This is a genomic window from Chryseobacterium formosense, from assembly GCF_900116415.1.
Classification (GTDB): domain Bacteria; phylum Bacteroidota; class Bacteroidia; order Flavobacteriales; family Weeksellaceae; genus Chryseobacterium; species Chryseobacterium formosense.
The window spans coordinates 165572-192015 of the sequence record NZ_FPAP01000002.1; the positions used below are offsets into that span (position 1 = coordinate 165572).

Consider the following 26444-nt stretch of genomic DNA (forward strand, 5'->3'; position numbering starts at 1 on the left):
TCGAAATGCTAGAGTTTTCTTGCCATTTCCATTTTATATGCCATCAGGTTAGCAATATTTTCAGATTTTGTGATCGCCATTGATGCATTCTGACCTGTGAAGTTTTCTTCAATCGTCTGCTTCCAGAGTTTAAGCCATTGTTCGAAATGTCTTTTTTCCATCGCTTCCGTCCGGTTGATCGGGAAATGTACTGCCATCGGATTTCCTTTGTAGCTCATTTGTCCGAATAAAATGGTTTCCCAAAAAGAATACATCTTTGGTAAATGTTTGTCCCAATCTACTTTTACGATGTCTTTGAAGAAAAAACCAATTGTTTCATCTTTAACTACTTTTGTATAAAATGAATTGACTAACAGTTCTATATCTTCTCTTGATTCTAAATGTTTCATAGGGATTTTTTTTAATTTTAAGCTTAAAATAATACATCAAATTTAGGGTAATTTCAAATCTTAAAGAACTCCATAAGATTGATAAGATTCATAAAAACAATATTTTATCTTTGCAAAATATTGACCTATTAAAATTAAATAAAACACAAAATGATTTAAATAATTATGGCAAGAGGTTTCAGAAAGAGAATTACACAGGAAAACACAGAAAACAGCGGTTTTGGAAGTCGTGCATCCGGAAGGTTTATCAATAAAGACGGTCTCCCGAATGTGAGAAGAAGAGGAGTGAATGTTTTCAACAGGCTCAGTTGGTATCATACGATGCTGAATTTATCATCATTTCGCTTTATCACTTATCTGGTGGTGATGTATATTTTCATCAATCTCATTTTTGCATGTATTTATTATCTGATCGGCGTAGAGCATCTTACCGGAATCGATAAAAGCGATCCGATGAATGAATTCATAGATGTTTTTTTCTTCAGCTCCCAAACCTTTACCACGGTAGGTTACGGAAGAATTGCTCCGATCGGGTTTTTGGCAAGTTTAGTGGCTACTTTTGAGGCATTTTTAGGATTGCTTACCTTTGCCATTGCTACAGGTTTGTTTTATGGTAGATTTTCAAGACCGAGAGCTTATCTCAGATTTTCGGATATTGCTTTGATTGCTCCTTTTCAGGATGTTACTGCACTGATGTTCAGATTGGCGCCTTATAAAAATAATGCGTTAACGGATGCAGATGTTACGCTTTCGGCAGCAATCGAAATTAATGAAGGAGAAACACTGAAGAGCAATTTTTACAGGTTGGAAACTCATTTAAGTAAAATTAATACCCTAGCTCTGAATTGGACGATCGTACATAAAATTGATGAGAACTCTCCTTTTTTCGGATTTTCTGAAGATGATTTTAAAAATACAAATATTGAAATTATCGTTCATGTACGTGCATTTGATGAAGTATTTTCAAATACGGTGGTACAAAGATCATCATATGTTTCGCGTGAGATTATCTACGGAGCAAAATTCAGTACAATGTACTATCCGGATAAAGAGAAGGATTCAACTATTTTGGATCTTGATAAAATTAATGAATATCAGAAAGTCGAACTTCCGGCTTTTGATATGGAAAAAGCATAATGGATTTAGAAGCATACAAAAAACAAGCTCTACAAAAGCAGAAAGAGCATAAAAAATTCTTAGAAGGTTTAAAAAAGAAGCCTCCTAAAAACCTCGATTATGTTGTTCAGGAAACCCATGAAGAAGTTTTTGAGAAAATAGATTGTCTTCAATGTGCCAATTGCTGTAAAACAACCGGTCCGCTTTATACCGAAAAAGACATCGAGAGAATTTCAAAACACCTCCGGATGAAACAAGCTGATTTTGAAGCAAAATTTCTACGTGTTGATGAAGAAAACGACAAAGTTTTGCAGAATCTTCCGTGTTTTTTTCTGAATTCTGATAATACCTGTTCGATTTACGATGTGCGCCCGAAAGCGTGTCGGGAATATCCACATACAGACCGAAAAAAGATTTATCAGATTAATCATTTAATGATAAAAAATACAGTGATTTGTCCGGCTGCATTTGAGTTTGTGGAAAGTATGATGAAGAATTTAAATAAATAATTTTGTCACTCGAAGTTCTGAAATTTTAATTTTAAAAACGTGTCGCTCCTACGAAGCTCTTTAAATGTTGAATTTGCTTCTTCTACAAATGTTTGGCTCCTCCGGAGCCGCTCCAACTTCAAAAATTTTCATTTATCTCTGAAATCCTAAACTGTACCATTTTCCCGATCAGTTCCAAAGGTAGTTCCTCCTTTAAAGGAAACTGTACGGCTCCTTTTGAATACTTGTATTTTCTTTCAATAAAATCGTTTTCAAACTCTTTTAAAGCTTCGGGAAGCGGATAAAAACCAATGTGATTTTTGTAGGCGGCGAAGTAAACCAGAGGTTTGTCTTTATATTTAAAAGCAGGCATTTGATAACCTATATATTCTTCAAAATCATGGTCTTGAGAATGAATTGTTTTTCTCAAAACTTCAAGTTTTTTCTGTACTTCTTCCGGGAAAAGAAGAAAATATTCTTCAAAATTATTGAATGTATTTTTCATTGCAAATGTTTTAATAAAAATAAAAAAAGTATTGAATAGTACATTCAATGATTTTTCTTCATGCATTTTTATCCTTCTAAAGAAAGTCATCTTTAATTATCGAAACTCATAAAAAATGTTAATGTCACTCGTTGATAATTGAGTTGTATGTTATTTGTATACTATTCATTACCAACAAAATATTATTTTATGAAAAAATTAATTTTAGCAATTTTTGCAATAGGAGGTATCTTTGCTGTTTCAGCGCAAACATCGCCTCAGAATAGAAAGACAGGTTCAACGACTGTTACAACACCAACAACAACTGAGAAGGGAACGATTATTCCCAGAGGAAATCTTAATTCAGATGTGAAAGCATTAAATAATAATCAATTAAGCACAGGGAACAATCTCAATGGAATGATGAACAGTAATTTAGACACGATGAACAACGGAGCGGTTAACTCAGCAACCCCAAACGGAACGCTTCCCCTAAGTACGGGCATTATCGATAATAAAGTTTCATCTCCGGGAACAGTCAACATTGGAACTACAGGAAGTCTAAATACTAGCGGAACTGTAAATACGGGTGTTACTACACCGATGACAGGATCGGGAGCGGGTACTACCACAACGCCGTCAACTCCTGTTAAAAAGTCAAAATAGATGAATTTGAACGTAAAAAAAAGCATTGAACTGGACATTCAATGCTTTCACTTTCACTATTACTTTTTTCCCATTTAAACCCCGGGAACAGGCTTTATGAAAAAGGCCGGGAAATTTTCCCGGCCTTATATTTTTATACCACTCCTTGAGCTAACATTGCCTCTGCTACTTTTACGAAGCCGGCAATATTTGCACCTTTTACGTAGTTTACATAGCCGTCTTCCTCTTTACCGTAGTCTCTACAAGCTTTGTGGATTCCGATCATGATCTCTTTTAATCTTGCATCAACTTCTTCTGAAGTCCAGTTTAGTCTGATTGAATTCTGAGTCATCTCTAAACCGGAGGTTGCAACACCACCTGCATTTGAAGCTTTTCCTGGAGAGAATAATACTTTGTTCTCTAGGAAATAGTTGATGGCATCAAGCGTTGAAGGCATATTTGCTGCTTCAGTTACGCAAACGCAACCGTTTTCAACCAATCTTTTAGCATCTTCAAGGTCTAATTCATTCTGGGTTGCAGAAGGAATCGCAACGTCACATTTTATTTCCCAAGGACGTTTTCCTGCATGGAATTCTGCTGATGGATATTTTTTAGCATAATCTTCAGCTCTATTGTTTCCTGAAGATCTTAATTCTAACAAGTAATCGATTTTTTCACCATCGATTCCGTCTTTATCATAAATATAACCGTCTGGTCCGGAAATAGTAACAACTTTTCCTCCCAATTCATTTATTTTTTTGATAACTCCCCAAGCTACGTTTCCGAAACCTGAAACCGTTACTGTTTTATCTTTGAAAGTCTGTCCGATTGTTTTCAGCATTTGCTCAGCGAAGTATACAACACCGTAACCAGTCGCTTCAGGACGGATTAATGAGCCTCCGTAAGCAAGACCTTTCCCAGTAAGAACTCCTGTAAATTCGTTTCTGATTTTTTTGTACTGACCGAATAAATATCCGATTTCTCTCGCTCCAACACCGATGTCTCCTGCAGGAACGTCTGTTTCAGGACCGATGTGCTTGCACAATTCCGTCATGAAAGCCTGGCAAAAACGCATTACTTCCATATCAGACTTACCTTGCGGATCGAAGTCTGAACCTCCTTTACCACCACCCATTGGAAGTGTAGTCAAAGAGTTTTTGAACACTTGTTCGAATGCTAAAAATTTAAGAACTGACAAGTTTACAGTTGGATGGAAACGAATTCCTCCTTTGTAAGGTCCGATTGCAGAGTTCATCTGAATTCTGAAACCTCTGTTTACCTGAATTTCACCTTTGTCATCTACCCATGGAACTCTGAAAATAATAATTCTTTCAGCTTCAGCCATTCTTTCAAGCAGCTTCATGCCTGTATATTCTTTTCTTGTCAAAATAAACGGAATTACAGTTACGGCAACTTCTTTTACTGCCTGTAAAAATTCCGGTTCATTCGGGTTCTTTGCTTCTATTTTTGCAATAAACTCCTGAATTTTCTGGTCAATATTATATTGTTCCATATTAGGTAGGGTTGAATATTATGTCAACAAATTTAATTTTTTTTTCAAGATTCACAATAGCTCATTTATTATTTATGGAAAATTGAATAATAATGCGCCGTAATATTATTAAACTGATAATTTTTGTTTAAATTTTATTAAAAATTAAATGTTATATGTGAAATAATGAAATATTAAGAAATCGTTAATTCTTAAATCGCAACAAATTGTCTCCCGGAAAGTGATTTTACTCTCCCTAAAAGCTCGAGTTCAAGAATTATCGGCAATATTTTGTGTGATGAGAGATCCATTTTCTGGATTAATTCATCTAAATTGATGCTAGGATTCTTAATAATTATTTCATATACTAGTGATTGATTTTCAGTCAATTGAATGTTTATTTCGCTTGAAGGAAATAGCTCTTCAATTTTGTGTGAAGATTGATTAAAGCCTAATAAATCTATTAAATCTTTTATGGTCGAAATGGCAGTCGCTTTATTTTGTAAAATTAAATGATTACAGCCTTGGCTATATTTATCAGTGATTTTTCCTGGAAGCGCATAAACTTCCCGATTATAACCGTTGGCAAAGGTTGCTGTAGAAATTGAGCCACCACCAAAAGCAGTTTCTACAACGATTGTCGAAGGCGAAAGTCCGGCAACGATTCTGTTTCTCTGGATAAAGTTTTCGCGGTCGGGTTTTTGTGAAGAATTAAACTCAGTGAGTAAAACGCCGTTTTCTTCGAGTATTTTTTCTGAAAGTTTTTTATTTTTTGACGGGTAAAATGTGTGAAACCCATGAGCTAAAACACCAACCGTAGGGATTTTGTTCTGAATAGAAAAGTCGTGAGCTTCCTTATCTACGCCTAAAGCCAATCCGCTTACAGATTGAAATCTGTAATCTTTGGTTTCTGTAAAAAAGTCTTCAATAAATTTTTTGCCATAAGAAGTAATATTTCGTGTTCCGACAATACTTACCGCTTTTAAATCGTAATTAAAATTTCCCTTTTGATAAAGAATTGCAGGAGCATCATCACATTCATTTAATAAATCCGGAAGCTCATTCTGATGACGGAGCTTGATCTGAACAGAATTTTTTTCACAAAAGAGAATTTCTTTTTCGGCAAACTTCAGATGTTCAGGATTTCCGATGTCTACAACGATCTTTTTGCCGATCCCGTCGGTTTTGTTTAGTTCTTTCTTAGGTGTTTCCCAAACTGTTTTAGCACTGCCAAAAGTTCTTACTAATTTATTGAATGTAATATCGCCGATCAGGCTGCACTTACGTAAGGCGATAGAATAGAGTTGCTCTTCGGTGTACATTTGCGTTTTTATTTTACTCAAATGTACAGAATTTAAGTTTTATTTTCTTCGTAATTCTTCAAGATGATCCCAAATGTCGTCTCTTTTTTTATGAGGAAGTTCTAAGAAATCATCGGGATGATTTTCTTTATATTCCTGCCAAAGCTTATCATCTTTTTCACTGTAATAATTAGGAAATTCCCAGATAAATTTTTTCTTTTTCTCACCTGAACTTTTAAAAATATAAGCCATCGCACTTCCCATTAAAGCGCCTGATAAATGCGCCTGCCATGAGATTTTGCTCGGTTCTTCAAGATTGTAAAACAATTCTTCAGGAAACATTCCCCAAATTAAACTTCCATAATAAAGTACGACTAAAAGCGAGATGGTAAGAAGCTTCATATTCCATCTAAAGACACCGCTGAAAAAAAGGAAAAAAGCCAGAACATATACAACGCCGCTTGCTCCAATGGTACAGGTATAAAGATATTCTCCGGTCATCATATCAATCGGAGGAAGTAGCCAAAGCAAAAGTCCTGTACTTAGCCAACCCATAATAAATACTTTTGTAGCCACTTCATTGTAAAATTGGTACAGTAAGAACATCAGAACTGCAATCGGGATTGAATTTCCCACGATATGATCAATACTTCCGTGTAAAAGAGGAGAAGTTATAATTCCGAGCAAGCCTTCCGGTAAAAGCGGAATGATCGCACCAAAGCAACTAGAGAAAAATCCCTGCGTTTGAAGAAAATATCCAAACCACATCGCAGCCAGCATGATAAGTGGTGCAAAAACTGCTTTTTTATGAATTATGTTTTTAATCATAGAGATAAGCTGTCAAATCAAAAGCCAAGTATAAATTTCGGAAATTTTGGCGATGATTTTACTTTGCGGTTGCCTTTTGCGACAAAAAGTAATAAATTTGGGTTTAATTGAATGTAAATATCCTTCAGAAATAGAATTCAAGAGTATATATTATTTGTTGTATGGAAAAAAACGGTTTAATGAAAAAGGTTTTTGTATTGTTTTTCATGTACTTAAGTTTCAGTGCATTTTCTCAGGTCATTATCAGCGATTCTGCTGCAGTTGATACCATTAAAAAACCAAGACACTGGTCTATACTTGCCAAAAACAGCGTCATGTTTAATCAGGCGGCCTTCTCAAACTGGGTAGGTGGTGGCGCCAATAATGTCGGTTGGCTGGCCAGTGCTAATTATAATCTTACGTATGAGAAAGAGCGCAACCTCTGGGAAAACATTATTATTTTAAATTACGGTCAAAATACCACAAAGGGCATCGGAACAAGAAAAACACAGGATGTAATTAATGTTTCTACAAACTATGGGAGACAGTTTTCAAAAAGTTGGTATGTTTCTGCGGGAGCCAGTTTGCTCTCTCAGTTTTCAGGTGGTTTTGAAGACGGAAATAATCCGGAAGCAAAGAAAATATCAAATTTCATGGCGCCGGGTTATGTGAATGCCGGTTTGGGTATTACTTACAGACCAAATGAAAATCTTACTGTTACTCTACGACCGGCCAACGGAAGATTTACATTTGTTCTCGATAAAGAATTACAGTTTGCGGGTAGTTACGGATTAAAAGCAGATGGAGATTTTTTCCTGATGCAGCTTGGTTTTTTGGGTTCTGCAATTTATAAAGTTAAGCTGATGGAAAATATTGAAATGACAAATACGGGATCAATATTCTCAAATTATCTTGATAAACCTGATCATATGGTTTTGTCTTACAATATGCTCCTGAATATGAAAATCAACAGGTTTGTTTCATCAATAGTAACCTTGGATCTAATGTATGATCATAATCAGATTCAAAAAACGCAGCTTAAGCAGACTTTAGGGATTGGTTTTGCATACAATATTGATAACGGAGTGAAAAGATCGGATAGAAAAGATAATCAATTCTGGTTAAAGAAATAAAAAATAATATCGAAAGTAATTCAGATCTGAATTACTTTTTTTTATCCTTAAAATTATATTTTTTTTAATGAAACTGGTTTTAATTTGTGATTAATTATATCTTTGATACCTTTAGATAAGCATAAATGTTATTTATTTGTATTAACTGTGTTTGATTTTAAGACAGACATATTAAATATATTAGTTATGAAAAAAATTTTATTACCCATTTCTTTCTTTTGGGGAGTTTTTGCTTTTTCCCAAGAAGCAAATAAAGAAACTGCCGTTGCAGATACTACAAAAACATGGTCTATTCAGGCTCAGAATACTTTAATGCTCAACCAGGCTTCCTTTTCAAACTGGGTCGGCGGTGGAGCCAATAATGTTGGGTGGCTTGCCGGAGTAAACTATAATATGACCTATGAAAAAGGAAAATATCTTTGGGAAAATATTATCGTTCTCGGATACGGACAAAACAATACACAAGGAGTAGGTACCCGAAAAACTCAGGATGTTATTAATCTTTCGACCAACTTTGGAAAAGAATTTGTAAAAAACTGGTATTTATCTGCAGGAGCCAATTTACAGTCACAGTTTGCACCCGGTTATGAAGACGGAAATAATCCTGAAGCAGCAAAAATTTCGAATTTTATGGCACCAGGTTATGTAAATGTCGGTCTCGGGGTGACTTATCGCCCAAATGATAATTTTACAATGACTTTAAGGCCTGCCAATGCAAGAATGACTTTTGTTTTGGATAAAGAATTGCAAAAAGCGGGAACTTATGGTTTAAAGACCGATGGCGATTCTATGTTGTTTCAATTTGGTTTTTTGGGAACAGCGATTTACAAACTAAAAATCATGGAGAATATTAACCTGACCAACACGGCGTCTGTTTTCTCAAATTATTTGGATCATCCTGAAAGACTTGTGCTTTCTTACGGAGCTGTTTTAAATATGAAAATCAACAGGTTTATTTCTTCTAATATAACGGTTGATGTATTGTACGATCATAACCAGATTCAGAAAACACAGCTGAAGCAGACTCTAGGGGTGGGTTTTGCTTATAATATTGATAACGGAGTGAAACGATCTGAGAAAAAAGAGAACCAATCCTGGTTGAAATAATTAAAAACAATAGGGCGATCACTTTTGTGACCGCCCTATCATTTTATATATACCTATTCTTAAAATTCAATATTTACTTCCAGTTTTTCTGTCAGAAGCTTTGAAATTTTTTCTTTCAATGGCTCAATGTCGATATTCTGCATTGCGTCGTTTGCAAAGGCAAATAACAATAAAGCCTGAGCTTCTTTTTTAGAAATTCCTCTTGCTCTCAGATAGAATAAAGCGTCTTCGTTAAGCTGACCAACAGTACAACCATGAGAACACTTCACATCGTCTGCGAAAATCTCTAACTGAGGCTTTGTATCAATAGTAGCACCTTCACTCAAAAGAACGTTGTTGTTTTGCTGATAGGCGTTAGTTTTCTGAGCAATCTTATCTACGAATACTTTTCCGTTGAAAACTCCGTGAGATTTATCTTTAAAAATACCTTTATAATTTTGGTAACTTTCGCAGTTTGGCTGATTGTGATGAACCGCTGTATGATGATCTACCAACTGATCTTTTCCGATAATGGTGATTCCGTTCATGAAAGAATTGATATTCGACCCATTCTGAATGAAATCTAAATTATTTCTCACAATTTTTCCACCAAAAGAGAAGGTGTTTACCGTCGTTAAACTATCTCTTTCCTGTTTTGCAAAAGTATGATCTACCAAATACGAAGTATCATTGTCGTTCTGAAGTTTATGCCAATCTGCTTTTGCATTCGGATACGTAAAAATCTCCGTCACAGAATTCGTGAAAACATACGTTTCGTCAAAATTGTGGTGACTTTCAATTACTTCTACTTTTGCGCCGTCTTCTACGATCAATAAATTCCTTGTATTGTAGAACGTATTTTCTTCCTGATTTTGAGATAGATAAAAAATGTGGATTGGCTTTTCAATCACAACATTTTTAGGCACCTTCAGGAAAAATCCGTATTTGCAATACGCTTGATTTAAATTTGTAAAAGCTAAATCTTTTGCAACAATCGTATTAAAATATTTGTCGAAAACATCTTTATGATTCTCATCATTCAAAGCATAATTGAATGATAAAAATTCTGCATTTTCAATAGAAATCTTAGAAAGCTCTTTATGAAGCTGGCCGTTTACAAAGACAATCCAGTCAAAATTTTCTTCTCCAAAATGCAGCTCATCAAGCTGTTCTTTGGTGATATTGTGGCTTTCTTTCGGGAAAAAATTATAATCTTTCTCGATGATTTCCTTAATGTTGGTATATTTATATTCTTCGTCTTTCTTTGTAGGAAAACCAAGTTTAACAAATTTCCCTAATGCTTCAACTCTCGTTTCATCTAAAAAACGGTGACGAAGGGTACTAAGAAATTCGCTGTGATTATTTAAAATTTGTTCGTTTAAACTCATTATTTGAACGGTTATTTTGCCTTCGTAAAAAGTTTAGATTCCTACGGAATGACAAATATTGCGTTTAATTTTTTAAATATTTAAATGCTTTTAATCTTTAAATTAATTTAGAAGCCAGTCGTAACCTTTTGCTTCCAGTTCTAATGCTAAAGATTTGTCGCCAGTTTTGATGATTTTTCCGTTCGCTAAAACGTGTACAAAATCTGGCTGAATGTAATTCAATAATCTTTGGTAGTGCGTAATCAACAGAACGGCATTTCCTTCGTTTTTGAAAGTGTTTACACCATCTGCAACGATTCTCAATGCGTCGATATCTAATCCTGAATCTGTTTCATCCAAAATAGCTAATTTAGGATTCAGCATCATCATCTGAAAAATCTCATTTCTTTTTTTCTCACCACCCGAGAAACCTTCGTTTAATGATCTTGAAAGGAAATCTTTTTTTATTCCTAATTGCTCAGACTTCTCACGAATCATTGCCAACATTTCTTTTGCAGGCATATCTTCCAAACCATTTGCTTTTCTGTTTTCGTTTAAAGCAGCTTTAATGAAATTTGTCACAGAAACTCCCGGAATTTCTACCGGATATTGAAAAGAAAGGAAGATACCTTTGTGAGCTCTTTCTTCAGGAGCATCTTCGATGATGTTTTCACCTTGAAAAAGGATTTCACCTTCAGTAACTTCGTAATCTTCTTTTCCTGCAATTACAGATGAAAGAGTAGATTTTCCGGCTCCGTTTGGTCCCATGATTGCGTGAACTTCACCCGGCTTTATTTCAAGATTGATACCTTTTAAAATTTGAGCGCCATCTTCAATTCTGGCGTGTAAGTTTTTAATATTAAGCATTATATATGTTTAAAACTTTTTTAATTTATGTTGCCTTTTCGACGAATAAGATTTTTTTTTATAGAAGATTCTTCACTCCATTTTATTTCGTTCAGAATGACAAAAACGTGTCAGACTAAGCGGAGTCGAAGTCTTATCCTACACTTCCTTCCAAAGAAATCTCCAATAATTTCTGAGCTTCAATGGCAAATTCCATTGGAAGTTTATTTAAAACTTCTTTACTGAATCCATTTACAATTAAAGCGATTGCTCTTTCCGTATCGATACCTCTTTGGTTACAGTAGAAAATCTGGTCTTCACCAATTTTTGAAGTTGTAGCTTCATGTTCTAACTGTGCAGTTGGATCTTTAATCTCGATATAAGGGAAAGTATGTGCCCCACATTCGTTACCCATCAATAATGAGTCACATTGTGAGAAGTTTCTAGCCCCTTTTGCAGAAGGCATTACTTTTACTTGTCCTCTGTATGAGTTTTGAGATTTTCCTGCAGAAATTCCTTTAGAAATAATCGTTGATTTTGTATTCTTTCCGATGTGAATCATCTTTGTTCCGGTATCGGCATACTGATGATTATTGGTTACAGCGATAGAGTAGAACTCACCGATTGAACTATCACCTTTTAAGATACAAGAAGGATATTTCCAAGTTACGGCAGAACCGGTTTCAACCTGAGTCCAAGATATTTTTGCTTTATACTCACAAAGTCCTCTTTTGGTTACGAAATTGAAAACTCCACCTTTTCCTTCTTCATTTCCTGGATACCAGTTCTGAACGGTAGAATATTTAATTTCAGCATTGTCCATTGCAATTAACTCTACAACAGCAGCGTGAAGCTGATTTTCATCTCTCGACGGAGCTGTACAACCCTCAAGGTAAGATACATAACTTCCTTCATCTGCAATAACAAGCGTTCTTTCAAACTGACCCGTTCCTGCTTGATTGATACGGAAATATGTTGATAATTCCATCGGACATCTCACCCCTTTTGGAATATAGCAGAAACTTCCGTCAGAAAATACTGCGGAATTCAATGCTGCATAAAAGTTATCTCCTCTCGGAACTACTTTACCAAGATATTTTCTTACTAAATCAGGGTGATTTTTAATGGCTTCAGAAATCGAACAGAAAATAATTCCTTTTTCTGCCAATGTATCTTGAAATGTTGTTTTTACAGAAACTGAATCTATTACAATATCAACAGCAACACCTGAAAGTCTTTTCTGTTCTTCGATGTTGATTCCGAGTTTTGCAAAAGTTGCCAACAATTCCGGGTCAACTTCGTCCAGACTTTCTAATTCCGGCTTTGCTTTTGGCGCAGCATAATATTTGATCGCCTGAAAATCCGGTTTTTCGTATTTAATGTTTGCCCAAGTTGGCTCGGTCATTTTCAACCAGATTCTGTAAGATTCAAGACGCCATTCTGTCATCCATTCCGGCTCTTCTTTTTTTGCCGAAATAGCACGGACAATATCCTCATTTAAACCAGTTGGGAAATCTTCGTAATCGATCTTGGTTTCCCAACCAAATTCATATTTTTTATTTTCTAAATCGACGCGTAAATCGTCTTCAGTATATTTACTCATTTTAATAGATTTTAGAGGTCAGAAATTAGATATTAAGTTCAATCTAATTTCTAACGTCTAATTATAAGCTAAAACTTTCGCCACAACCACATGTTCTGGCAGCATTCGGATTGTTAAAAACAAATCCTTTTCCATTCAAACCTCCGGAATATTCTAAAGTAGTACCCGCCAAGTAAAGTATAGATTTTTTTTCGACAACGATTTTAATACCGTTATCTTCAAAAATCTGGTCTGTTTCGTTTTGCTTATTATCGAAGCCCAACATATACTCTAATCCTGAACAACCACCGCTTTTTACCCCAACTCTTATATAATCTTCAGCAGGGTTAAAGCCATCTTCTGTCATCAGTTGAATCGCTTTTACCTTTGCCTGATCTGAAACCTTTATCATTGTATTTATTTAGAATGATTTATCATGCAAAAATACGAACAATAATCAGTATATAAAAATCGGTGTTTTTATTTTATCAATTTTTATCATCGATGGTTTAACTTTGATTATAATTTAAAATCAAAACTATAAATCAGAGAAATAATGAAAAAAATTGGCGTTTTTGCTATGGTACTATTAGCGCAGATTACTTTTGCGCAGACCAACAGATTTGTATATCAGGTCACTATGAAGCCAAATGCAGAAGATAAAAATGATATTAAGACTGAGAATGCCTATTTAGACATTTCGGCAGACAAATCTATGTTTTATTCTGAAAACAGGATCAAAAGGGATTCTGTGATGCGTAACAACTTCCAGAGTGGCGGAGCAAGAGGATTTAATAGAAATCAGATGGAAAGTTTACGATCTGTAATTAATTATTCCGTAGAAAAGAATAAAAAAGATCAGAAAACAATTTATAAAGACAGAATCGGAAGAGATATTTATACTTACGAAGAAGATCGCCCTTTAAACTGGAAAATTTTATCTGAAACCACAAAAATAGGTGAGTACAAAGTGCAGAAAGCGGAAACCGATTTTGGTGGAAGAAAATGGACGGCTTGGTTTACAACAGATCTTCCTTATCAGGATGGACCATATAAATTCAGCGGACTTCCCGGTTTAGTTGTGAAAGCAGAAGACTCCACCGGAGATTATTCTTTTGATTTAATGAAAAATTATAAAATCGCTGATTTTCCTGAAATGAATTCTTTTGGAAATGTGATGAAAGTAAAACGTACAGACTACGTTAAACAACAGGAAAAATATAAGTCAGATCCTACTGCTTTTATGAACAGTCAGCGAGGAAGCGGCGGAATCAATCCACCGAGAAACCGTAATGGAGGTGGAAATCAGAATCCGGCCGACATGAGAAAAAGAATGGAAGAAAGAGTAAAAGAGGAGGCTAAGAATAACAGCAATCCTATTGAACTGAAATAAACAAAAAACCTGAAGATTTTCTTCAGGTTTTTTGTTTTATCTTAAAAGCTGGCTGAAAGTATCGCCCTGCTTAATGTCTCCGGAATTATATCCTTTCATGAACCATTCTTTACGCTGTGCGGATGAACCGTGTGTAAAGCTTTCTTGATTTACATATCCTTGTGATCTTTCCTGAATATTGTCATCACCTACAGCTTCAGCTGCATTTACGGCAGATTCCAAATCTCCGGGCTCAAGAAAATGCTCTCTTTCATTGGAATATCTAGCCCAAAGCCCGGCATAAAAATCTGCCTGAAGTTCTGTAGCTACAGAAACCTGATTCAATTGAGCTTCCGAGTATTTTCCGCTTCTTCTCAGTTGGTCTGTTTTATCTAAAGTTCCCAAAAGATTTTGAACGTGATGCCCCATTTCATGAGCCATTACATAAGCAACTGTAAATTCTGTCACTTTGGCACCAAATCTATTTTGAAGTTCTTCGAAAAAGCTCATATCCATATAAACTGACTGATCTGCAGGACAATAAAACGGTCCCATTGCAGACTGAGCTGTACCGCATCCTGATTGTGTAGCGGTTTTAAACAGAACAACTTTTGCAGGTCTGTACTGCATTCCGTTGTCTTTGAAAATTTTAGCCCAGGTTTCTTCGTTTTCGGCAGTAATCATTTTGATAAATTCACCTACCTGCAATTCACCCTGAGTGAGCTCTCTTTGTTCAGTCTGTTGTGTGCTTCCGCCACCCGAAGAAAGAATCGCTGATGGATCACCACCAAGGAAAAATACAATTGCTGCGATAATAATTGTTCCCAATCCGCCGCCTACAATTGCGCCGCCACTTCCGGAACCACGTCTGTCGTCTACGTTACCGCTTCTGTCGTCAGTCCATTTCATAATTTGTAATTTTTAAAGTAAAGTTAAAAATTTTATTGAATCAGAAATTATTTGTTTTGAGAATTTCCAAAGCCGATATTTCCTTTTTTGTCGGAAAGATTTCTTTTGAAATTAATCATGCTTAAAGCAGTTACTGCTGCTTCAACACCTTTATTGCCCAAGTTACCGCCGCTTCTTGCGATAGACTGTTCTTTGGTATCATCTGTTAGAACGCAGAAAATAGTCGGAGTATCTGTTAAAATATTGCAGTCTTTAATTCCCTGTGCAACGGCATCGCAAACGAAATCAAAATGTGGAGTTTCTCCTCTGATAACGCATCCGATTGCAATTACAGCATCGTATTTTCGCTCCTTACAAAGCTGCATACTCGCATAGTTGAGTTCAAATGCTCCGGGAACGGAAAATTGTTTTATGTTTTCAGCTTTTACACCTTCTTTTTCAAGAATTTCCAAAGCTGCGTCACGCAGATTGTAGGTTACAAAATCATTCCACTCAGAAAAAACAATGCCGATAGAAAAATCTTCGGCATTGGTAATATTAAGTGGCTTGTAATCTGAAAGATTAACTGTTGCCATGTTTTAATTTAAATATTTAGACATTTCGATATAAGAATCAGACATTCCGTTGTCGTAATCCTGATATTTTTCGTCGATGGTTGTAAAGTATTTTTTAGCTTCTGCATTTTTCTTCATTCCTAATGCTACAATACCTGCTTTTCTTGTGAAATAATAGGTAGTGTAAGGATCTTCAGATGCTGAAGCAGCTTTGTCTAATAATGCTAAAGCCTCGTCATTCTTATTAAGACCAGATTTTGCATCTGCCATTACTCCAAACTTCATTGCCATTAAAGTTTTGTTGTCTGAAGAAAATTTATCTAAAAGATCATAAGCTTCCTGGAATTTTCCTTCTTTAAATTTAAGCAAACCTGCATTATAAGCAGAAAGTTTACCCACTTTGGTAGAAGAATATTCGTTATACGTTCCCAAGAATCCTGGGTTTGCAGCAGATTTTCCGCCTAAAGCTTCTTTATCTTTACCTTCAGTAAGGTTTTTTTGTGCAGCAAGATATGTTTTTACGGCTTCAGCATTTTTTGGAGCAACCACAAACTGTTGGTATCCGAAAAATCCTAAAACTCCCAAAACCAAAACTCCAAAAGTGATACTTAATGGTTTTTGATATTTTTCAAGGAATCTTTCTGTGTTTAAAGCCTCTCTGTCAAGGTCTTTAAAGAATTCCACTGTTTCTTTGCCTTCTTGCTCATTTTGAGCATTCTTTCCCAATTTTGCCATAAATTTTTAAAAAATTGAACTGCAAATTTAATTGTTTCTGAGTGATTTACAAAATACTTTGCAGGATTATTGATAAATGCTCATGAAAGATTTAAAAATCTTCTTTATTATCAATATTAATTTGTTGATTTAAATTTTATTCCGTCTCTTTCTTAAGTTGAATATCTTTTATTTAATATTCTAAAGTGTGATAAATTTCTGCATTGAATTTTTTCAGTTTTTCATCACCTTTCAGATCTTTTAAACCAATTAAAAAGCTGAACTGAACGACTTTTGCTCCTTGCTTCTCAACTAATTTTGCAGCAGCTTCTGTTGTTCCGCCGGTTGCCAGAAGATCGTCATGAATTAAAATTCGCTGTCCTTTTTTGATGTGACCTTCCCGGGTTTCTATTTCGGCGCTACCGTATTCCAAATCATATTTTTCTGAAATGATTGGTGGCGGAAGTTTTCCTTTTTTTCGGATTAAAATAAAAGGCACTTCTAAAGCGACAGCAATTGCAATCCCGAAAAGATAACCACGGCTTTCGATTCCGCAGACTGCATCTACTTTTCCTTTGCTGAACTTTACCAGATCTTCAATGACTTCTTCATACAATTTAGGATCAAGAAAAATCGGTGAGATATCTTTAAACTGAATTCCCGGAATCGGAAAGTCAGGGATATTTTCTATTGTTGCTTCAAGTTTTGAGATGAGTTCCTGCGATGCCATATTTTAAGGATTGATCTTATAACTTGAGATTTTCCACTCTCCGTTTACATTTTTAAGTCCAAATGTTGCTTTCAAAGAAGTTGTTCTCCCGTTTTTGTCCGTTACATCATAGGTTGCATTGACGATGGATGAATTTGCTGTTGAAGCATTTGTCGATACATTTTTTACGCTTACGTTTTTAATCGCTCCAAAACCTGAAGTAGGATTTGAAAACGACTCATAGCTTCCCCAACTTGGGTTGCTTGATGCATCGAATGCTGCTTTTAAATTCTGAGAACTTACATTATTTAAAAACTTGTTTACAGTAGCTTTGGGGTCTGCTGTCGGCTGCTTCGGCTGAGCCGGAGTTGTTGTATTAGGATCTGTAGTCGGAGGAACAGGATTATTCGGATCGATTACCGCAGGATCCTGAGTAACCATTGTAGAATCTGTTTTTGGTGCTTCAGGAACTTTCAATGCTGAAGGATTTACATCCAGACCGATTTTAGACATTTTAAAAGTTTTGGCTGCAGTTTTTACAGAAACAGTAACATCTATTTTATTGTCAAATATTTTTGAGGCTAATAAAGATGAGAATTTAAGACTGAAACCTTTGAAATTGTTATCCTGCATCAGGTTTTTTGCTGTAGAGAGTTTCACTCCGTTACTGAAAACTTCTAAAGTGGTTTCTAAAGCCGCACCTGTGAATGCAATAGGATTTCCTGCATTGTCAACCAATCTTGGTACAATCTGAATGGAAGTCGGTCCGTTTCCGGTATCACCGCCAAGTCTTGTAAGGATGCTCAGTGAGCTTGCTCTTACATCATTCGGATCGCTTTCTTTTGCTTTTTCGTCACCGAAAATATTCATTTCACCTAATGAAGGAGGTGCTGTACTTGCCCATTCGATGCCGTTTTGCTGTGCTACCTGATCTGCCAGAGACAAAATTTCCGGAACTTTTTTACCGTTGATCAATTGGCCGAGAGCCTTCAATTCGTTTACATCACCTTCTGCTTCTACTCCGAAAGTCTTCAGAATATAAAGCGCTTCGTTGAATTTGATCTGCTTAATGGTGGTAAGACTAGATGCCATATCGTTGATACTCGACTGTAAAGTCTGGGTTGTAGTTGCATCTACGCTGTCTTTTTTACATGACGTAAAAAGTAACAGGCTGAACATGAGTAGCAAAGAAAACTTTTTCATTTTAATAATGGTTTATGGCAAATTTAGTAAAACCTTTATTAATACAGATTTTTTATTTTTTGTTTTCTTTTTCTTTTAAATCTTCTTTAAAAAATGAAGCAAAAATAGCCTGCATATTCGGGAAAGAAGAATCCTGCCAATAATTTGAAGAATAATTACTGTTATCTTTATTGAGTTTAACTTTTCCTTCAACATCATTATCATCACGGAAATCTAATTCGGTAGGATAAAAGTTTTTGTAAGAAATAAGCTGATTATAATCTGGTTCGCTTTTATGTTTGAATTTAATGTAACCAATTTCGTTGGATTCTAAGAAATCTCTCAAATCTTTTTTAGAGCCTTTTTCGTAAGAATGATTAATCAAAGCCTTAATATCATAAAGTCTGTAGCCGAAAAGAGCCATTTCTTTTTCCTGTAACGCTGAACCGCTGATCTCTATTTCATCTTTTGTATTTCCTTTAAGTTCTTTGATGGTTGCTTTTCTGTTTTTGTATTCATCAATATTTCCGACATTCGGAAGTTGTGGAAGATCTAAAAATGCGTTGTAATCCAAAAGACTTGTTTGCTTTCTGTCTGTTGATGGATTTTCTAATCTGAATACTCTGTATTGTTCTATATTTTTGCTTTTTAGTTTCTTAGTTTTATTATCAAAAATATAAGTTGCAATTCCGTCTACATAGCAATTCAGTTTACCATTTACGGTTACATAAGCATTAAAATTTCCTTTTACAAAAACATATTTTGCAGGTTTACTGTTTTTAATGACTACCGCTTCAATGTCTTTTACACGATCATTCAGCTTTACAACATCTTTACTAATTTCATCAAATGAAAGTTTTGCAATAGCAATATTATCATAAACCAGCTGAAATTTTTCCTGATCAGCATTTAGAGAGGACTTTTCAATTTTTCCGTCGATATCGGAAGTCGCCAGAATATTTCCGTCTTTTCCGAAGACCACAACTTTTGGTAGTGGCTGTCCGGTTTTTTCAGAAACAAAACTAATGGTCTGTGCATTGAACAAACAGAATAGAATGATAAATAGGAAGCTTAACAGATACGTTTTTTTCATGGTTTTTAAATTAGTTTGAAAAGTTAGTTATTTTATATCTATTATTAAGACAACAAAATTTCGAAAAGGTTGCCTGTTTTATTTTTTAAATTGAGATTAATGCAAAAAAAAGAGACTGAATATAAAAATCAGTCTCTTTTAAGATTATTTTGTTACAAGTCCTTAGAAAGGATACTCATAAATTTCAGATTCGTGTAGATAAGGGTTCCCTGTAGGAATTAGTTTTAGTTTAGTTAATGCTGAAAGCACCGTTAACATAAATAATCCAGCCACAAATAAGATAGAACCTAGAACTAATAATAATACTTCAGGAGTATTCCAGTAAGGTCCTACTGTTCCCGGCATTACCATATTGAAGTAATCTAAGATGTGTCCTAAAATTACAACAATTGCCATCACCGTTACTACTTTGTAGTTTCTCTTGATGCTGCTGCTCACTAAAACCAATAATGGTAATAAGAAGTTTACAATAAGCATTGGTAAGAAAGTGGAAGAGTAGTGCTCGAATCTTCCGAAGAAATAGTTTACCTCTTCCGGAACGTTTGCATACCAGTAAAGCATGAACTGAGCAAACCATGTGTACGTCCAAAGCATACTTGTAGCGAAAAGGAAAACTCCTAAATCGTGTAAGTGGTTGTCATTGAACTGTGGCAAGAAACCATTTTTCTTAAGGAAAACACTTAATAAAATGATAACCGCAATACCACTTGAAAGGCAGCTAACCATTGAATACCAAATATACATTGTAGAATACCAGTGTGGATCAATAGACATCAACCAATCCCAAGCCCAAGCTGCAGATGCAAATCCGAAGAATGCAATATATCCTACCGCCCATCTGTAAAGGAACTGATAATCTAATCTTGATTTTGTTTCGTCAACTTTTTTAGACATTGCCTTAAGTTTCCAAGCGAAGAACGAAGCACCTACAACGTAGATAATTGTTCTGATTGCATAGAAAGGAATGTTTAAGAATCTTTTCTTTTCGAATAAGATTACGTCGAAGTGACCAGATTCAGGGTCTGTCAACTCAGGATCCATCCAATGGAAAAGGTGACCATTGTGCGTGATATTGAGAATCATAATGATGATCAAAATAGCACCACCCCAAGGAATATATGAAGCAATAGCTTCCATTACTCTTGTAATAATAATTGGCCATCCTGCATGAGCTGCGTGCTGAATACAGTAGAAGAACAATACACAACAGCTAACTCCGAAGAAGAATACTGCTACAAAGTGAATTGATGCTAATGGCTGATTGTGAACCTGCAAAGTAGCATGTTCCAAATGCGCCTGATGATCTTGTGGACCTGTCATTTCGCTTGAGTGAGTAGGAGCATTATGACCAGAAGCATGTAAAGCTTCCATCATATGTTCGATTTTTTCTGTAGAAATTCCTTTATTCATAAAGAATCCGACAGCAAACAGAACTAAACCTACAACAAGAAGGATTATAGAAGTTGATTTTAATTTTGGTGAAAAACTATACATTTCTTTTCTTATTTTTTAGTTTCGGTAGTCTCTGTTGTTGCTGCAGCAGCTGCAGGAGCCGGAGCTGCACTTTTCTTAAACGTATTGATTACATACATGGCAACTCTCCATCTGTCTCCAGCGTTTAGTTGACCAGCGTATGATCCCATTGCGTTTCTACCGTTTGTTAATACATAATGTACAGATCCTACAGTGATTTCTCTGTCTGCATAATTTGGTACACCAGAATAAGCTCCGCTCTGTACAATTGGTCCCTGACCGTCACCGCCAGTTCCGTGGCAAGCTGAACAAGTACGATCAAAAAGCATTTTACCTCTCTCAATATCTTTTGCAGAATTTGCAGGATTCAACGGAGATGCCGTGATTGCTTTTGAAGCATCATAACCAGCGTTGTACTCGTCAGGTGTTTTTGGAAGTTTGCTTTCCTCAAATACACCATCTTTATTTTGAGCTACTGAACCTTCTACAGGAGAAAGACCAGTTGCACCGTTATTTTTTACGAATGCAGGAATTTCATTTTCATGATCTGAATAGGCATCCTGAGCTTTCATCAAAGGATCGTATGCCACTGGGAAATACATATCCGGAAAGTAAACTAAAGGTGCATTTTCATTCGGTCCGCAAGAATTAAGTAAAACTGTAGTTAAACCTAAAACCGCTGTAATTTTTAAAATATTTTTCTTCATTTTAAGCATCTTTAACGGTTATTTCTTCTACTCCTGTTTCTATTAGTAACTGTTTTACAGATTCTACATCTTCAGTTACGAATTCCATAAGGAATTTATCATCAGTAGTTCTCGGATCCGGATTCTGAGCCGGTGCACCCGGATACATTTTGTTTCTAACCAAGAAAGTTAAAGACATCATGTGTGCTGCACAGAATACCATTAATTCAAACATTGGAACTACGAATGCAGGCATATTGTGTGCCCAGTCAAAAGCCGGTTTACCACCGATATTCTGAGGCCAGTCGTGGTTCATTACGTACCAGGTAACTGTAGCACCGATACTCACACCATATAAAGCATAAATAAAAGCAGCGTCAGAAATTCTTGTTTTCTTTAAACCTAAAGCTTTGTCAAGTCCGTGAACCGGAAACGGAGTATAAACTTCGTTAATAGCGATTCCTTTATCGTTGAATGCTTTAACGCCGTTCATTAAATCGTCGTCGTCAGCATAAAGTCCGTATACAATTTTAGTGGTGCTCATCTCCTTCTTTTGCTTTATAAGTTTCACCTGAGATTTTCAAAATCGATTTTAATTCGGCCTGTGCAATTACAGGGAATGTTCTTGCGTACAATAAGAATAATACAGAGAAGAATCCGATTGTTCCTAAATATACACCTACGTCGATAATGGTTGGTTTAAACATTGTCCAAGATCCTGGTAAGTAATCTCTTGAAAGGTTGATTACGATGATATCGAAACGTTCAAACCACATACCAATGTTGATGATTAATGCAACGATGAACGTCCAGATAATATTCGTTCTAAGTCTCTTGAACCAGAAAGAAGCAGGAACCACAAGGTTACAGATAATCAATGACCAGAATGCCCACCAGTAAGGTCCAACAGCAGCACCCGGAGAAAGATAAGTAAAGTCTTCGTATCTTGAACCAGAGTACCATCCGATGAAATATTCAGTTGCATATGCCACAGTTACCATACCACCAGTTAGAATGATTACGATGTTCATAATTTCGATATGATACATGGTGATGTAATCTTCAAGGTGACAAACTTTTCTTGCAACTAACAATAAGGTCTGTACCATTGCAAATCCTGAGAAGATCGCGCCGGCAACGAAGTAAGGAGGGTAGATTGTAGAGTGCCATCCTTTAATAACCGAAGTTGCGAAGTCAAAAGATACGGTAGTGTGTACTGAGAATACAAGTGGAGTTGCCAAACCTGCAAGAACCAAAGAAAGTTCTTCGAATCTTTGCCAGTGTTTTGCTTTACCACCCCAACCGAATGCAAGGAATGTATAAATTTTCTTGGTCCAAGGAGTTTTTGCTCTATCTCTGATCATTGCAAAGTCAGGGATAAGACCCATAAACCAGAATACAGTTGATACCGAGAAATACGTAGAGATCGCAAATACGTCCCAAAGTAGAGGAGAGTTGAAGTTCCCCCAAAGAGAACCAAACTGGTTTGGTAATGGGAATACCCAATATCCTACCCAAACTCTACCCATATGAATTACCGGGAAGATTGCTGCCTGTACAACCGCAAAGATCGTCATCGCCTCTGCAGATCTGTTTACAGACATTCTCCATCTCTGTCTAAATAATAATAATACTGCTGAGATTAGTGTTCCGGCGTGACCGATACCAACCCACCATACGAAGTTGGTAATATCCCAACCCCAGTTAATAGTTCTGTTAAGCCCCCATGCTCCAATACCTGTCCCGATCGTATAAGCGATACATCCGAATCCATAGATGAATAGAACTAAGGCTGCGTATAGTGAAATCCACCATAATTTACCTGCTCTTTCTTCGATAGGTCGTGCAATATCTTCTGTGATATCGTGATAAGTTTTGTGACCAATAATTAGAGGTTCCCTTATCGGAGCTTCGTAATGTCCTGACATTTTTTACCTATTTATTATTTAAACTTTATTTTTCTACTCTGTTTCTTACTTTAGTGTGATAGAACACATTTGGTTTTGTTCCGATCTCTTCAAGTAAATGATATCTTCTATTGTTAGAATACAATTTTCTAACGGTAGATTCTTTGTCATTCATGTCTCCGAACTGAAGCGAACCTGTAGAACAAGCTTTCGCACATGCTACTTGGAACTCTCCGTCCTTCACTATTCTGTTCTCCTTTTTAGCCTCAAGAATTGTTGCCTGAGTCATTTGGATACACATAGAACATTTCTCCATAACCCCTCTAGTTCTTACAACAACATCCGGGTTAAGAACCATTCTTCCAAGATCGTTATTCATGTTGAAATCGAAACGATCGTTCAAGTTATAAGTGAACCAGTTGAAACGTCTTACTTTGTACGGACAGTTGTTTGCACAATATCTTGTACCGATACATCTGTTGTAAGCCATGTGGTTTTGACCTTGCTTACCGTGTGAAGTTGCCGCAACCGGACAAACCGTTTCACATGGAGCATGGTTACAGTGCTGACACATTACCGGCTGGAAGATTACATCCGGGTTATCCGCAGGGTTTTCTAAAGCTCCCTCGATCCCTAAAACACCACTTCCGTATAATTCAGGAACTGCCATTCCTTCTTTTAATCCGTCGTAAGTTGTCACTTTCTGAGTAGAAGAATAGTAGCGGTCGATTCTCAACCAATACATATCTCTAGACATTCTGATCTCTTCTTTACCTACAACAGGAACGTTGTTTTCTGCCTGACAAGCAATGATACATGCTCCACAACCAGTACAAGAGTTCAAGTCAACAGATAAGTTGAAGTGAGGTCCGTCTGTATCATCAAATGCATCCCAAAGGTCAATTTTACCAGCTGGAAGAGCTCCACTAATTGTGTGATATTCCAATGGTTTGTTCCAACCTTTGTGCTCATCATCAAATGGTACGTTGATAAATTCAGCCAAAGGAACTTCTTTAGCAATATCATAACGACCCATTAATGTATTCTGAAGCTGAATACCTGCAAACTCATGATCTTCCCCTGTCTTTTCAATTGAAACATTTGAAACGACTAAGTTTGAACCATCAAATAAAGGATAAGCATTTACCCCAGTATCTGCAGTTGCTCCTGAATCTTTTTTACCATATCCTAAAGCAAGACCGACAGATCCGTCAGCTTGTCCCGGCTGAATGAATACAGGTACATTTTCTATTTTCACTCCGTTTACGGTAAGATTTACAATAGAGCCATCCAACTGCATTCTTGCGTTAAGATCATTTTCTATTCCTAATCTTTCAGCATCTTTAGGAGAAATTGTAAGGTAATTGTCCCAAGACATTCTTGTCAAAGGATCTGGTAATTCCTGCAACCAAGGGTTGTTTGCCTGAGTTCCGTCTCCGATTGAAGTCTTAGTATAAAGAACTAATTCTAAATCTGAAGCTTTGAAGTTTGCTAATTCTGCAATAGCCAGCTGAGCATTTCCGCCAGAATAAGATAATGTTGTTGCATTAGTAGAAGCTACCACACCATTATATAAAGCTTTGTTGAAAGTTGTTCCACCTAAAACAGAAGCCGAATTAGCTTTTAAATAATCATAATAATTGTTTGCAGCGTTGTTTTTTCCATTTTTCCAAACCAATAGAGATTCTTCAATCTGTCTTGATTTGTAGATTTTCTGGATCGTTGGCTGCATTAATGTATAAACACCTGTCTGAGGTTCCATATCACCCCAAGATTCTAGCCAGTTTGCTACAGGAATTACAGCTTTCGCTGCTTTATACATTTCGTTCTTTTTATCTGTAACCGCAATTACATAAGGAACTTTAGCAATCGCTTTTTTGAAATCCTGACCTTTGTGGTGAGAATAAATAGGGTCTACGTTGTTTGTAATCAATACTCCAACTTGTCCACCATTTACCCATCCTAAAAATTCCTGAAATCTTGCTTTATCAAATTCTTTAAGGAAGTTTGCTTTACCAGTGAAAGCTACTGAACCTAATTTTTGGTTAATTAAATGTGCTAAAACCTGTGCTCCTTTAGAACCATCAGCAAAAACAACAGCTTTGCTGCCTTTAGCCTGTAATTCTTTAGCGATTTCGTTAGCAATTTTATCTGAAGAACCACCTCCAACGATTGCATTGTAAACTTCAACCAAAGTTTTGTTTACTGAACTTGGCTTTAATCTGATTCTTGAGTCAGCGTTTGCACCTGTTAAAGACATATTAGATTCAACCTGAATGTGTCTCAACATCGTTGCTCCCGGAACTCTTGCTGCTGTATAAGAAGTTTCTAAGCTTGCAGCATTGTAATCTCCTAAGAAATCAGCGTGGAAAGCTACCACCAATTCAGAACCTTTAAGGTCATAAACAGGTAAAGCTCTTGTTCCGAATACTTCCTGAGCTGCATCTAATGCTGCAGAATAAGGGAAAGCATCATAAGTTACCAATTCAGCGGTAGGATATTTTGCTTTAAATTCAGCAAAAAGTTTTTTGAATGTAGGAGAAGCGAAAGACTGAGATAAAAGAACAATCTTTTTACCTGAAGCCTGAGCTTCGTTTAATCCTTTCAAAACGAAATCATCTACTTTATCGAAAGTTTCGTCTTTCCCGTCAAGTTTTGGCTGCTTTACTTTATCGTTATCGTAAAGAGAAAGTACCGCCGCCTGAGCTCTTGCATTAGTTTTACCTAAATCTCCAGCTGCCGGGTTCGGATCGATTTTGATGGGTCTACCTTCTCTTGTTTTTACTAAAACACTTGCAAAGTCGAAACCGTCAAAATATGTTGAAGCGTAGTAGTTTGGAACTCCAGGAATAATATCGTGAGGTTTTACTACATAAGGAATCGTTTTGATTACCGGTGCTTCACACGCAGCCAAAGTTACTGCTGCTGTAGAGAAACCTAATAGTTTTAGGAAATCTCTTCTGGATGTACCGTCAGTTTTTTCGGCACCTTCTAGGAAATCTTCTACCGGAATTTCTTCTTGGAACTCTTTAAGAGCCAGCTTACCGTTTAAGGCAGGGTCTTTAAGTTCGTGAATACTTCTAAATTGTATTTTGTTTGAAGCCATTTA

General features: G+C 36.1%; 26 protein-coding genes. 6 read left to right on the plus strand and 20 right to left on the minus strand.

Features of this window, described 5'->3' with window-relative positions; translation table 11 throughout:
• Positions 1-8: 8 nt before the first annotated feature.
• On the minus strand, positions 9-389 hold the full coding sequence (locus tag BM371_RS06980; RefSeq protein ID WP_034677713.1) for a group III truncated hemoglobin: 381 nt from the start codon (positions 387-389) through the stop codon (positions 9-11).
• A gap of 165 nt (positions 390-554) precedes the next feature.
• On the opposite strand from BM371_RS06980, the gene BM371_RS06985 reads away from it, so the two are divergent.
• Both BM371_RS06985 and BM371_RS06990 read left to right on the plus strand, forming a co-directional pair.
• Complete coding sequence (locus BM371_RS06985) at positions 555-1526, plus strand: ion channel (RefSeq protein ID WP_034677714.1); 972 nt, start codon at positions 555-557, stop codon at positions 1524-1526.
• Positions 1526-2014 (plus strand): YkgJ family cysteine cluster protein, encoded by a 489-nt coding sequence (locus BM371_RS06990; protein ID WP_034677715.1) that lies wholly within the window; start codon positions 1526-1528, stop codon positions 2012-2014. The genes BM371_RS06985 and BM371_RS06990 overlap by 1 nt, the downstream gene beginning before the upstream one ends.
• A gap of 118 nt (positions 2015-2132) precedes the next feature.
• Here BM371_RS06990 and BM371_RS06995 read toward each other — a convergent pair whose 3' ends face one another.
• Positions 2133-2498 (minus strand): iron chaperone, encoded by a 366-nt coding sequence (locus BM371_RS06995; RefSeq protein ID WP_034678276.1) that lies wholly within the window; start codon positions 2496-2498, stop codon positions 2133-2135.
• A gap of 189 nt (positions 2499-2687) precedes the next feature.
• Between BM371_RS06995 and BM371_RS07000 the strand changes: the two genes are divergently transcribed.
• Complete coding sequence (locus tag BM371_RS07000) at positions 2688-3143, plus strand: hypothetical protein (protein WP_034677716.1); 456 nt, start codon at positions 2688-2690, stop codon at positions 3141-3143.
• Positions 3144-3276: 133 nt separating this feature from the next.
• On the opposite strand, the gene gdhA is transcribed toward BM371_RS07000, so the two are convergent.
• From gdhA to BM371_RS07015, 3 genes are all read right to left on the minus strand, one after another.
• Positions 3277-4635, minus strand: coding sequence for an NADP-specific glutamate dehydrogenase (gene gdhA / locus BM371_RS07005; protein ID WP_034677717.1), 1359 nt, complete (start codon positions 4633-4635; stop codon positions 3277-3279).
• Between the two features lie 191 nt (positions 4636-4826).
• A complete protein-coding gene (gene dprA, locus BM371_RS07010) occupies positions 4827-5936 on the minus strand; it encodes a DNA-processing protein DprA (RefSeq protein WP_034677718.1) in 1110 nt (369 codons plus the stop codon).
• Positions 5937-5975: 39 nt separating this feature from the next.
• The gene (locus tag BM371_RS07015) at positions 5976-6743 is read right to left on the minus strand and encodes a rhomboid family intramembrane serine protease (protein WP_034677719.1); all 768 of its coding nucleotides are present in this window, start codon (positions 6741-6743) and stop codon (positions 5976-5978) included.
• A gap of 179 nt (positions 6744-6922) precedes the next feature.
• On the opposite strand from BM371_RS07015, the gene BM371_RS07020 reads away from it, so the two are divergent.
• Positions 6923-7855 (plus strand): DUF3078 domain-containing protein, encoded by a 933-nt coding sequence (locus BM371_RS07020; RefSeq protein WP_034678277.1) that lies wholly within the window; start codon positions 6923-6925, stop codon positions 7853-7855.
• Between the two features lie 186 nt (positions 7856-8041).
• On the plus strand, positions 8042-8962 hold the full coding sequence (locus BM371_RS07025; protein ID WP_034677720.1) for a DUF3078 domain-containing protein: 921 nt from the start codon (positions 8042-8044) through the stop codon (positions 8960-8962).
• A gap of 59 nt (positions 8963-9021) precedes the next feature.
• Here the strand turns inward: BM371_RS07025 and sufD are convergent, their stop codons facing one another.
• The 4 genes from sufD to BM371_RS07045 all read right to left on the minus strand — a co-directional run bounded on the left by sufD (position 9022) and on the right by BM371_RS07045 (position 13148).
• Positions 9022-10329 carry a Fe-S cluster assembly protein SufD gene (gene sufD / locus BM371_RS07030; RefSeq protein WP_034677721.1) on the minus strand — a complete coding sequence of 436 codons (1308 nt, stop codon included), beginning with the start codon at positions 10327-10329 and terminating at the stop codon, positions 9022-9024.
• A 102-nt stretch (positions 10330-10431) separates the two neighbouring features.
• Positions 10432-11175 (minus strand): Fe-S cluster assembly ATPase SufC, encoded by a 744-nt coding sequence (sufC, locus tag BM371_RS07035; RefSeq protein ID WP_034677723.1) that lies wholly within the window; start codon positions 11173-11175, stop codon positions 10432-10434.
• Positions 11176-11308: 133 nt separating this feature from the next.
• A complete protein-coding gene (gene sufB / locus BM371_RS07040; protein ID WP_034677725.1) occupies positions 11309-12757 on the minus strand; it encodes a Fe-S cluster assembly protein SufB in 1449 nt (482 codons plus the stop codon).
• 61 nt (positions 12758-12818) lie between these two features.
• Positions 12819-13148, minus strand: coding sequence for a HesB/IscA family protein (locus BM371_RS07045; RefSeq protein ID WP_034677726.1), 330 nt, complete (start codon positions 13146-13148; stop codon positions 12819-12821).
• A gap of 144 nt (positions 13149-13292) precedes the next feature.
• Here BM371_RS07045 and BM371_RS07050 point away from each other — a divergent pair, with 144 nt between their 5' ends.
• On the plus strand, positions 13293-14129 hold the full coding sequence (locus tag BM371_RS07050) for a GLPGLI family protein (RefSeq protein WP_051882870.1): 837 nt from the start codon (positions 13293-13295) through the stop codon (positions 14127-14129).
• 36 nt (positions 14130-14165) lie between these two features.
• Here BM371_RS07050 and ypfJ read toward each other — a convergent pair whose 3' ends face one another.
• The 11 genes from ypfJ to BM371_RS07105 form a co-directional block, all read right to left on the minus strand.
• Entirely contained in the window at positions 14166-15017 is an 852-nt protein-coding gene (gene ypfJ / locus BM371_RS07055; protein ID WP_034677727.1) for a KPN_02809 family neutral zinc metallopeptidase, read from the minus strand.
• 47 nt (positions 15018-15064) lie between these two features.
• Positions 15065-15592, minus strand: a complete 528-nt coding sequence (gene ribH, locus BM371_RS07060) for a 6,7-dimethyl-8-ribityllumazine synthase (protein ID WP_034677728.1) — start codon at positions 15590-15592, stop codon at positions 15065-15067.
• Between the two features lie 3 nt (positions 15593-15595).
• Positions 15596-16306: a YfgM family protein gene (locus BM371_RS07065; RefSeq protein ID WP_034677729.1), complete on the minus strand. Its 711-nt coding sequence runs from the start codon at positions 16304-16306 to the stop codon at positions 15596-15598.
• Between the two features lie 172 nt (positions 16307-16478).
• Positions 16479-17015, minus strand: coding sequence for an adenine phosphoribosyltransferase (locus tag BM371_RS07070; RefSeq protein ID WP_034677730.1), 537 nt, complete (start codon positions 17013-17015; stop codon positions 16479-16481).
• A 3-nt stretch (positions 17016-17018) separates the two neighbouring features.
• On the minus strand, positions 17019-18197 hold the full coding sequence (locus tag BM371_RS07075) for an NTF2-like transpeptidase (protein WP_034677731.1): 1179 nt from the start codon (positions 18195-18197) through the stop codon (positions 17019-17021).
• A gap of 52 nt (positions 18198-18249) precedes the next feature.
• Positions 18250-19269 (minus strand): hypothetical protein, encoded by a 1020-nt coding sequence (locus BM371_RS07080; RefSeq protein WP_034677732.1) that lies wholly within the window; start codon positions 19267-19269, stop codon positions 18250-18252.
• 162 nt (positions 19270-19431) lie between these two features.
• On the minus strand, positions 19432-20763 hold the full coding sequence (locus tag BM371_RS07085; protein WP_034677733.1) for a hypothetical protein: 1332 nt from the start codon (positions 20761-20763) through the stop codon (positions 19432-19434).
• A gap of 8 nt (positions 20764-20771) precedes the next feature.
• Positions 20772-21458, minus strand: coding sequence for a c-type cytochrome (locus BM371_RS07090; RefSeq protein WP_034677734.1), 687 nt, complete (start codon positions 21456-21458; stop codon positions 20772-20774).
• Positions 21451-21972 carry a DUF3341 domain-containing protein gene (locus BM371_RS07095; protein WP_034677736.1) on the minus strand — a complete coding sequence of 174 codons (522 nt, stop codon included), beginning with the start codon at positions 21970-21972 and terminating at the stop codon, positions 21451-21453. The genes BM371_RS07090 and BM371_RS07095 overlap by 8 nt, the downstream gene beginning before the upstream one ends.
• The gene (nrfD, locus tag BM371_RS07100) at positions 21959-23356 is read right to left on the minus strand and encodes an NrfD/PsrC family molybdoenzyme membrane anchor subunit (protein ID WP_034677738.1); all 1398 of its coding nucleotides are present in this window, start codon (positions 23354-23356) and stop codon (positions 21959-21961) included. The genes BM371_RS07095 and nrfD overlap by 14 nt, the downstream gene beginning before the upstream one ends.
• Positions 23357-23381: 25 nt before the next feature.
• Positions 23382-26441 (minus strand): TAT-variant-translocated molybdopterin oxidoreductase, encoded by a 3060-nt coding sequence (locus BM371_RS07105; RefSeq protein WP_034677740.1) that lies wholly within the window; start codon positions 26439-26441, stop codon positions 23382-23384.
• Positions 26442-26444: the final 3 nt, after the last annotated feature.

What these genes read in the sequence shown, in the direction of transcription:
- BM371_RS07080 (WP_034677732.1), bottom strand. Translation starts at nt 19,269, where the DNA reads ATGAAAAAAACGTATCTGTTAAGCTTCCTATTTATCATTCTATTCTGT.
- BM371_RS07000 (WP_034677716.1), top strand. Translation starts at nt 2,688, where the DNA reads ATGAAAAAATTAATTTTAGCAATTTTTGCAATAGGAGGTATCTTTGCT.
- BM371_RS07045 (WP_034677726.1), bottom strand. Translation starts at nt 13,148, where the DNA reads ATGATAAAGGTTTCAGATCAGGCAAAGGTAAAAGCGATTCAACTGATG.
- BM371_RS07050 (WP_051882870.1), top strand. Translation starts at nt 13,293, where the DNA reads ATGAAAAAAATTGGCGTTTTTGCTATGGTACTATTAGCGCAGATTACT.
- nrfD (WP_034677738.1), bottom strand. Translation starts at nt 23,356, where the DNA reads ATGTCAGGACATTACGAAGCTCCGATAAGGGAACCTCTAATTATTGGT.
- BM371_RS06995 (WP_034678276.1), bottom strand. Translation starts at nt 2,498, where the DNA reads ATGAAAAATACATTCAATAATTTTGAAGAATATTTTCTTCTTTTCCCG.
- BM371_RS07025 (WP_034677720.1), top strand. Translation starts at nt 8,042, where the DNA reads ATGAAAAAAATTTTATTACCCATTTCTTTCTTTTGGGGAGTTTTTGCT.
- BM371_RS07090 (WP_034677734.1), bottom strand. Translation starts at nt 21,458, where the DNA reads ATGCTTAAAATGAAGAAAAATATTTTAAAAATTACAGCGGTTTTAGGT.
- BM371_RS07085 (WP_034677733.1), bottom strand. Translation starts at nt 20,763, where the DNA reads ATGTATAGTTTTTCACCAAAATTAAAATCAACTTCTATAATCCTTCTT.
- BM371_RS07070 (WP_034677730.1), bottom strand. Translation starts at nt 17,015, where the DNA reads ATGGCATCGCAGGAACTCATCTCAAAACTTGAAGCAACAATAGAAAAT.
- sufB (WP_034677725.1), bottom strand. Translation starts at nt 12,757, where the DNA reads ATGAGTAAATATACTGAAGACGATTTACGCGTCGATTTAGAAAATAAA.
- BM371_RS07020 (WP_034678277.1), top strand. Translation starts at nt 6,923, where the DNA reads ATGAAAAAGGTTTTTGTATTGTTTTTCATGTACTTAAGTTTCAGTGCA.
- BM371_RS07105 (WP_034677740.1), bottom strand. Translation starts at nt 26,441, where the DNA reads ATGGCTTCAAACAAAATACAATTTAGAAGTATTCACGAACTTAAAGAC.
- ypfJ (WP_034677727.1), bottom strand. Translation starts at nt 15,017, where the DNA reads ATGAAATGGACTGACGACAGAAGCGGTAACGTAGACGACAGACGTGGT.
- BM371_RS06985 (WP_034677714.1), top strand. Translation starts at nt 555, where the DNA reads ATGGCAAGAGGTTTCAGAAAGAGAATTACACAGGAAAACACAGAAAAC.
- BM371_RS07095 (WP_034677736.1), bottom strand. Translation starts at nt 21,972, where the DNA reads ATGAGCACCACTAAAATTGTATACGGACTTTATGCTGACGACGACGAT.
- BM371_RS07065 (WP_034677729.1), bottom strand. Translation starts at nt 16,306, where the DNA reads ATGGCAAAATTGGGAAAGAATGCTCAAAATGAGCAAGAAGGCAAAGAA.
- sufD (WP_034677721.1), bottom strand. Translation starts at nt 10,329, where the DNA reads ATGAGTTTAAACGAACAAATTTTAAATAATCACAGCGAATTTCTTAGT.
- ribH (WP_034677728.1), bottom strand. Translation starts at nt 15,592, where the DNA reads ATGGCAACAGTTAATCTTTCAGATTACAAGCCACTTAATATTACCAAT.
- BM371_RS06980 (WP_034677713.1), bottom strand. Translation starts at nt 389, where the DNA reads ATGAAACATTTAGAATCAAGAGAAGATATAGAACTGTTAGTCAATTCA.
- BM371_RS07075 (WP_034677731.1), bottom strand. Translation starts at nt 18,197, where the DNA reads ATGAAAAAGTTTTCTTTGCTACTCATGTTCAGCCTGTTACTTTTTACG.
- gdhA (WP_034677717.1), bottom strand. Translation starts at nt 4,635, where the DNA reads ATGGAACAATATAATATTGACCAGAAAATTCAGGAGTTTATTGCAAAA.
- sufC (WP_034677723.1), bottom strand. Translation starts at nt 11,175, where the DNA reads ATGCTTAATATTAAAAACTTACACGCCAGAATTGAAGATGGCGCTCAA.
- dprA (WP_034677718.1), bottom strand. Translation starts at nt 5,936, where the DNA reads ATGTACACCGAAGAGCAACTCTATTCTATCGCCTTACGTAAGTGCAGC.
- BM371_RS07015 (WP_034677719.1), bottom strand. Translation starts at nt 6,743, where the DNA reads ATGATTAAAAACATAATTCATAAAAAAGCAGTTTTTGCACCACTTATC.
- BM371_RS06990 (WP_034677715.1), top strand. Translation starts at nt 1,526, where the DNA reads ATGGATTTAGAAGCATACAAAAAACAAGCTCTACAAAAGCAGAAAGAG.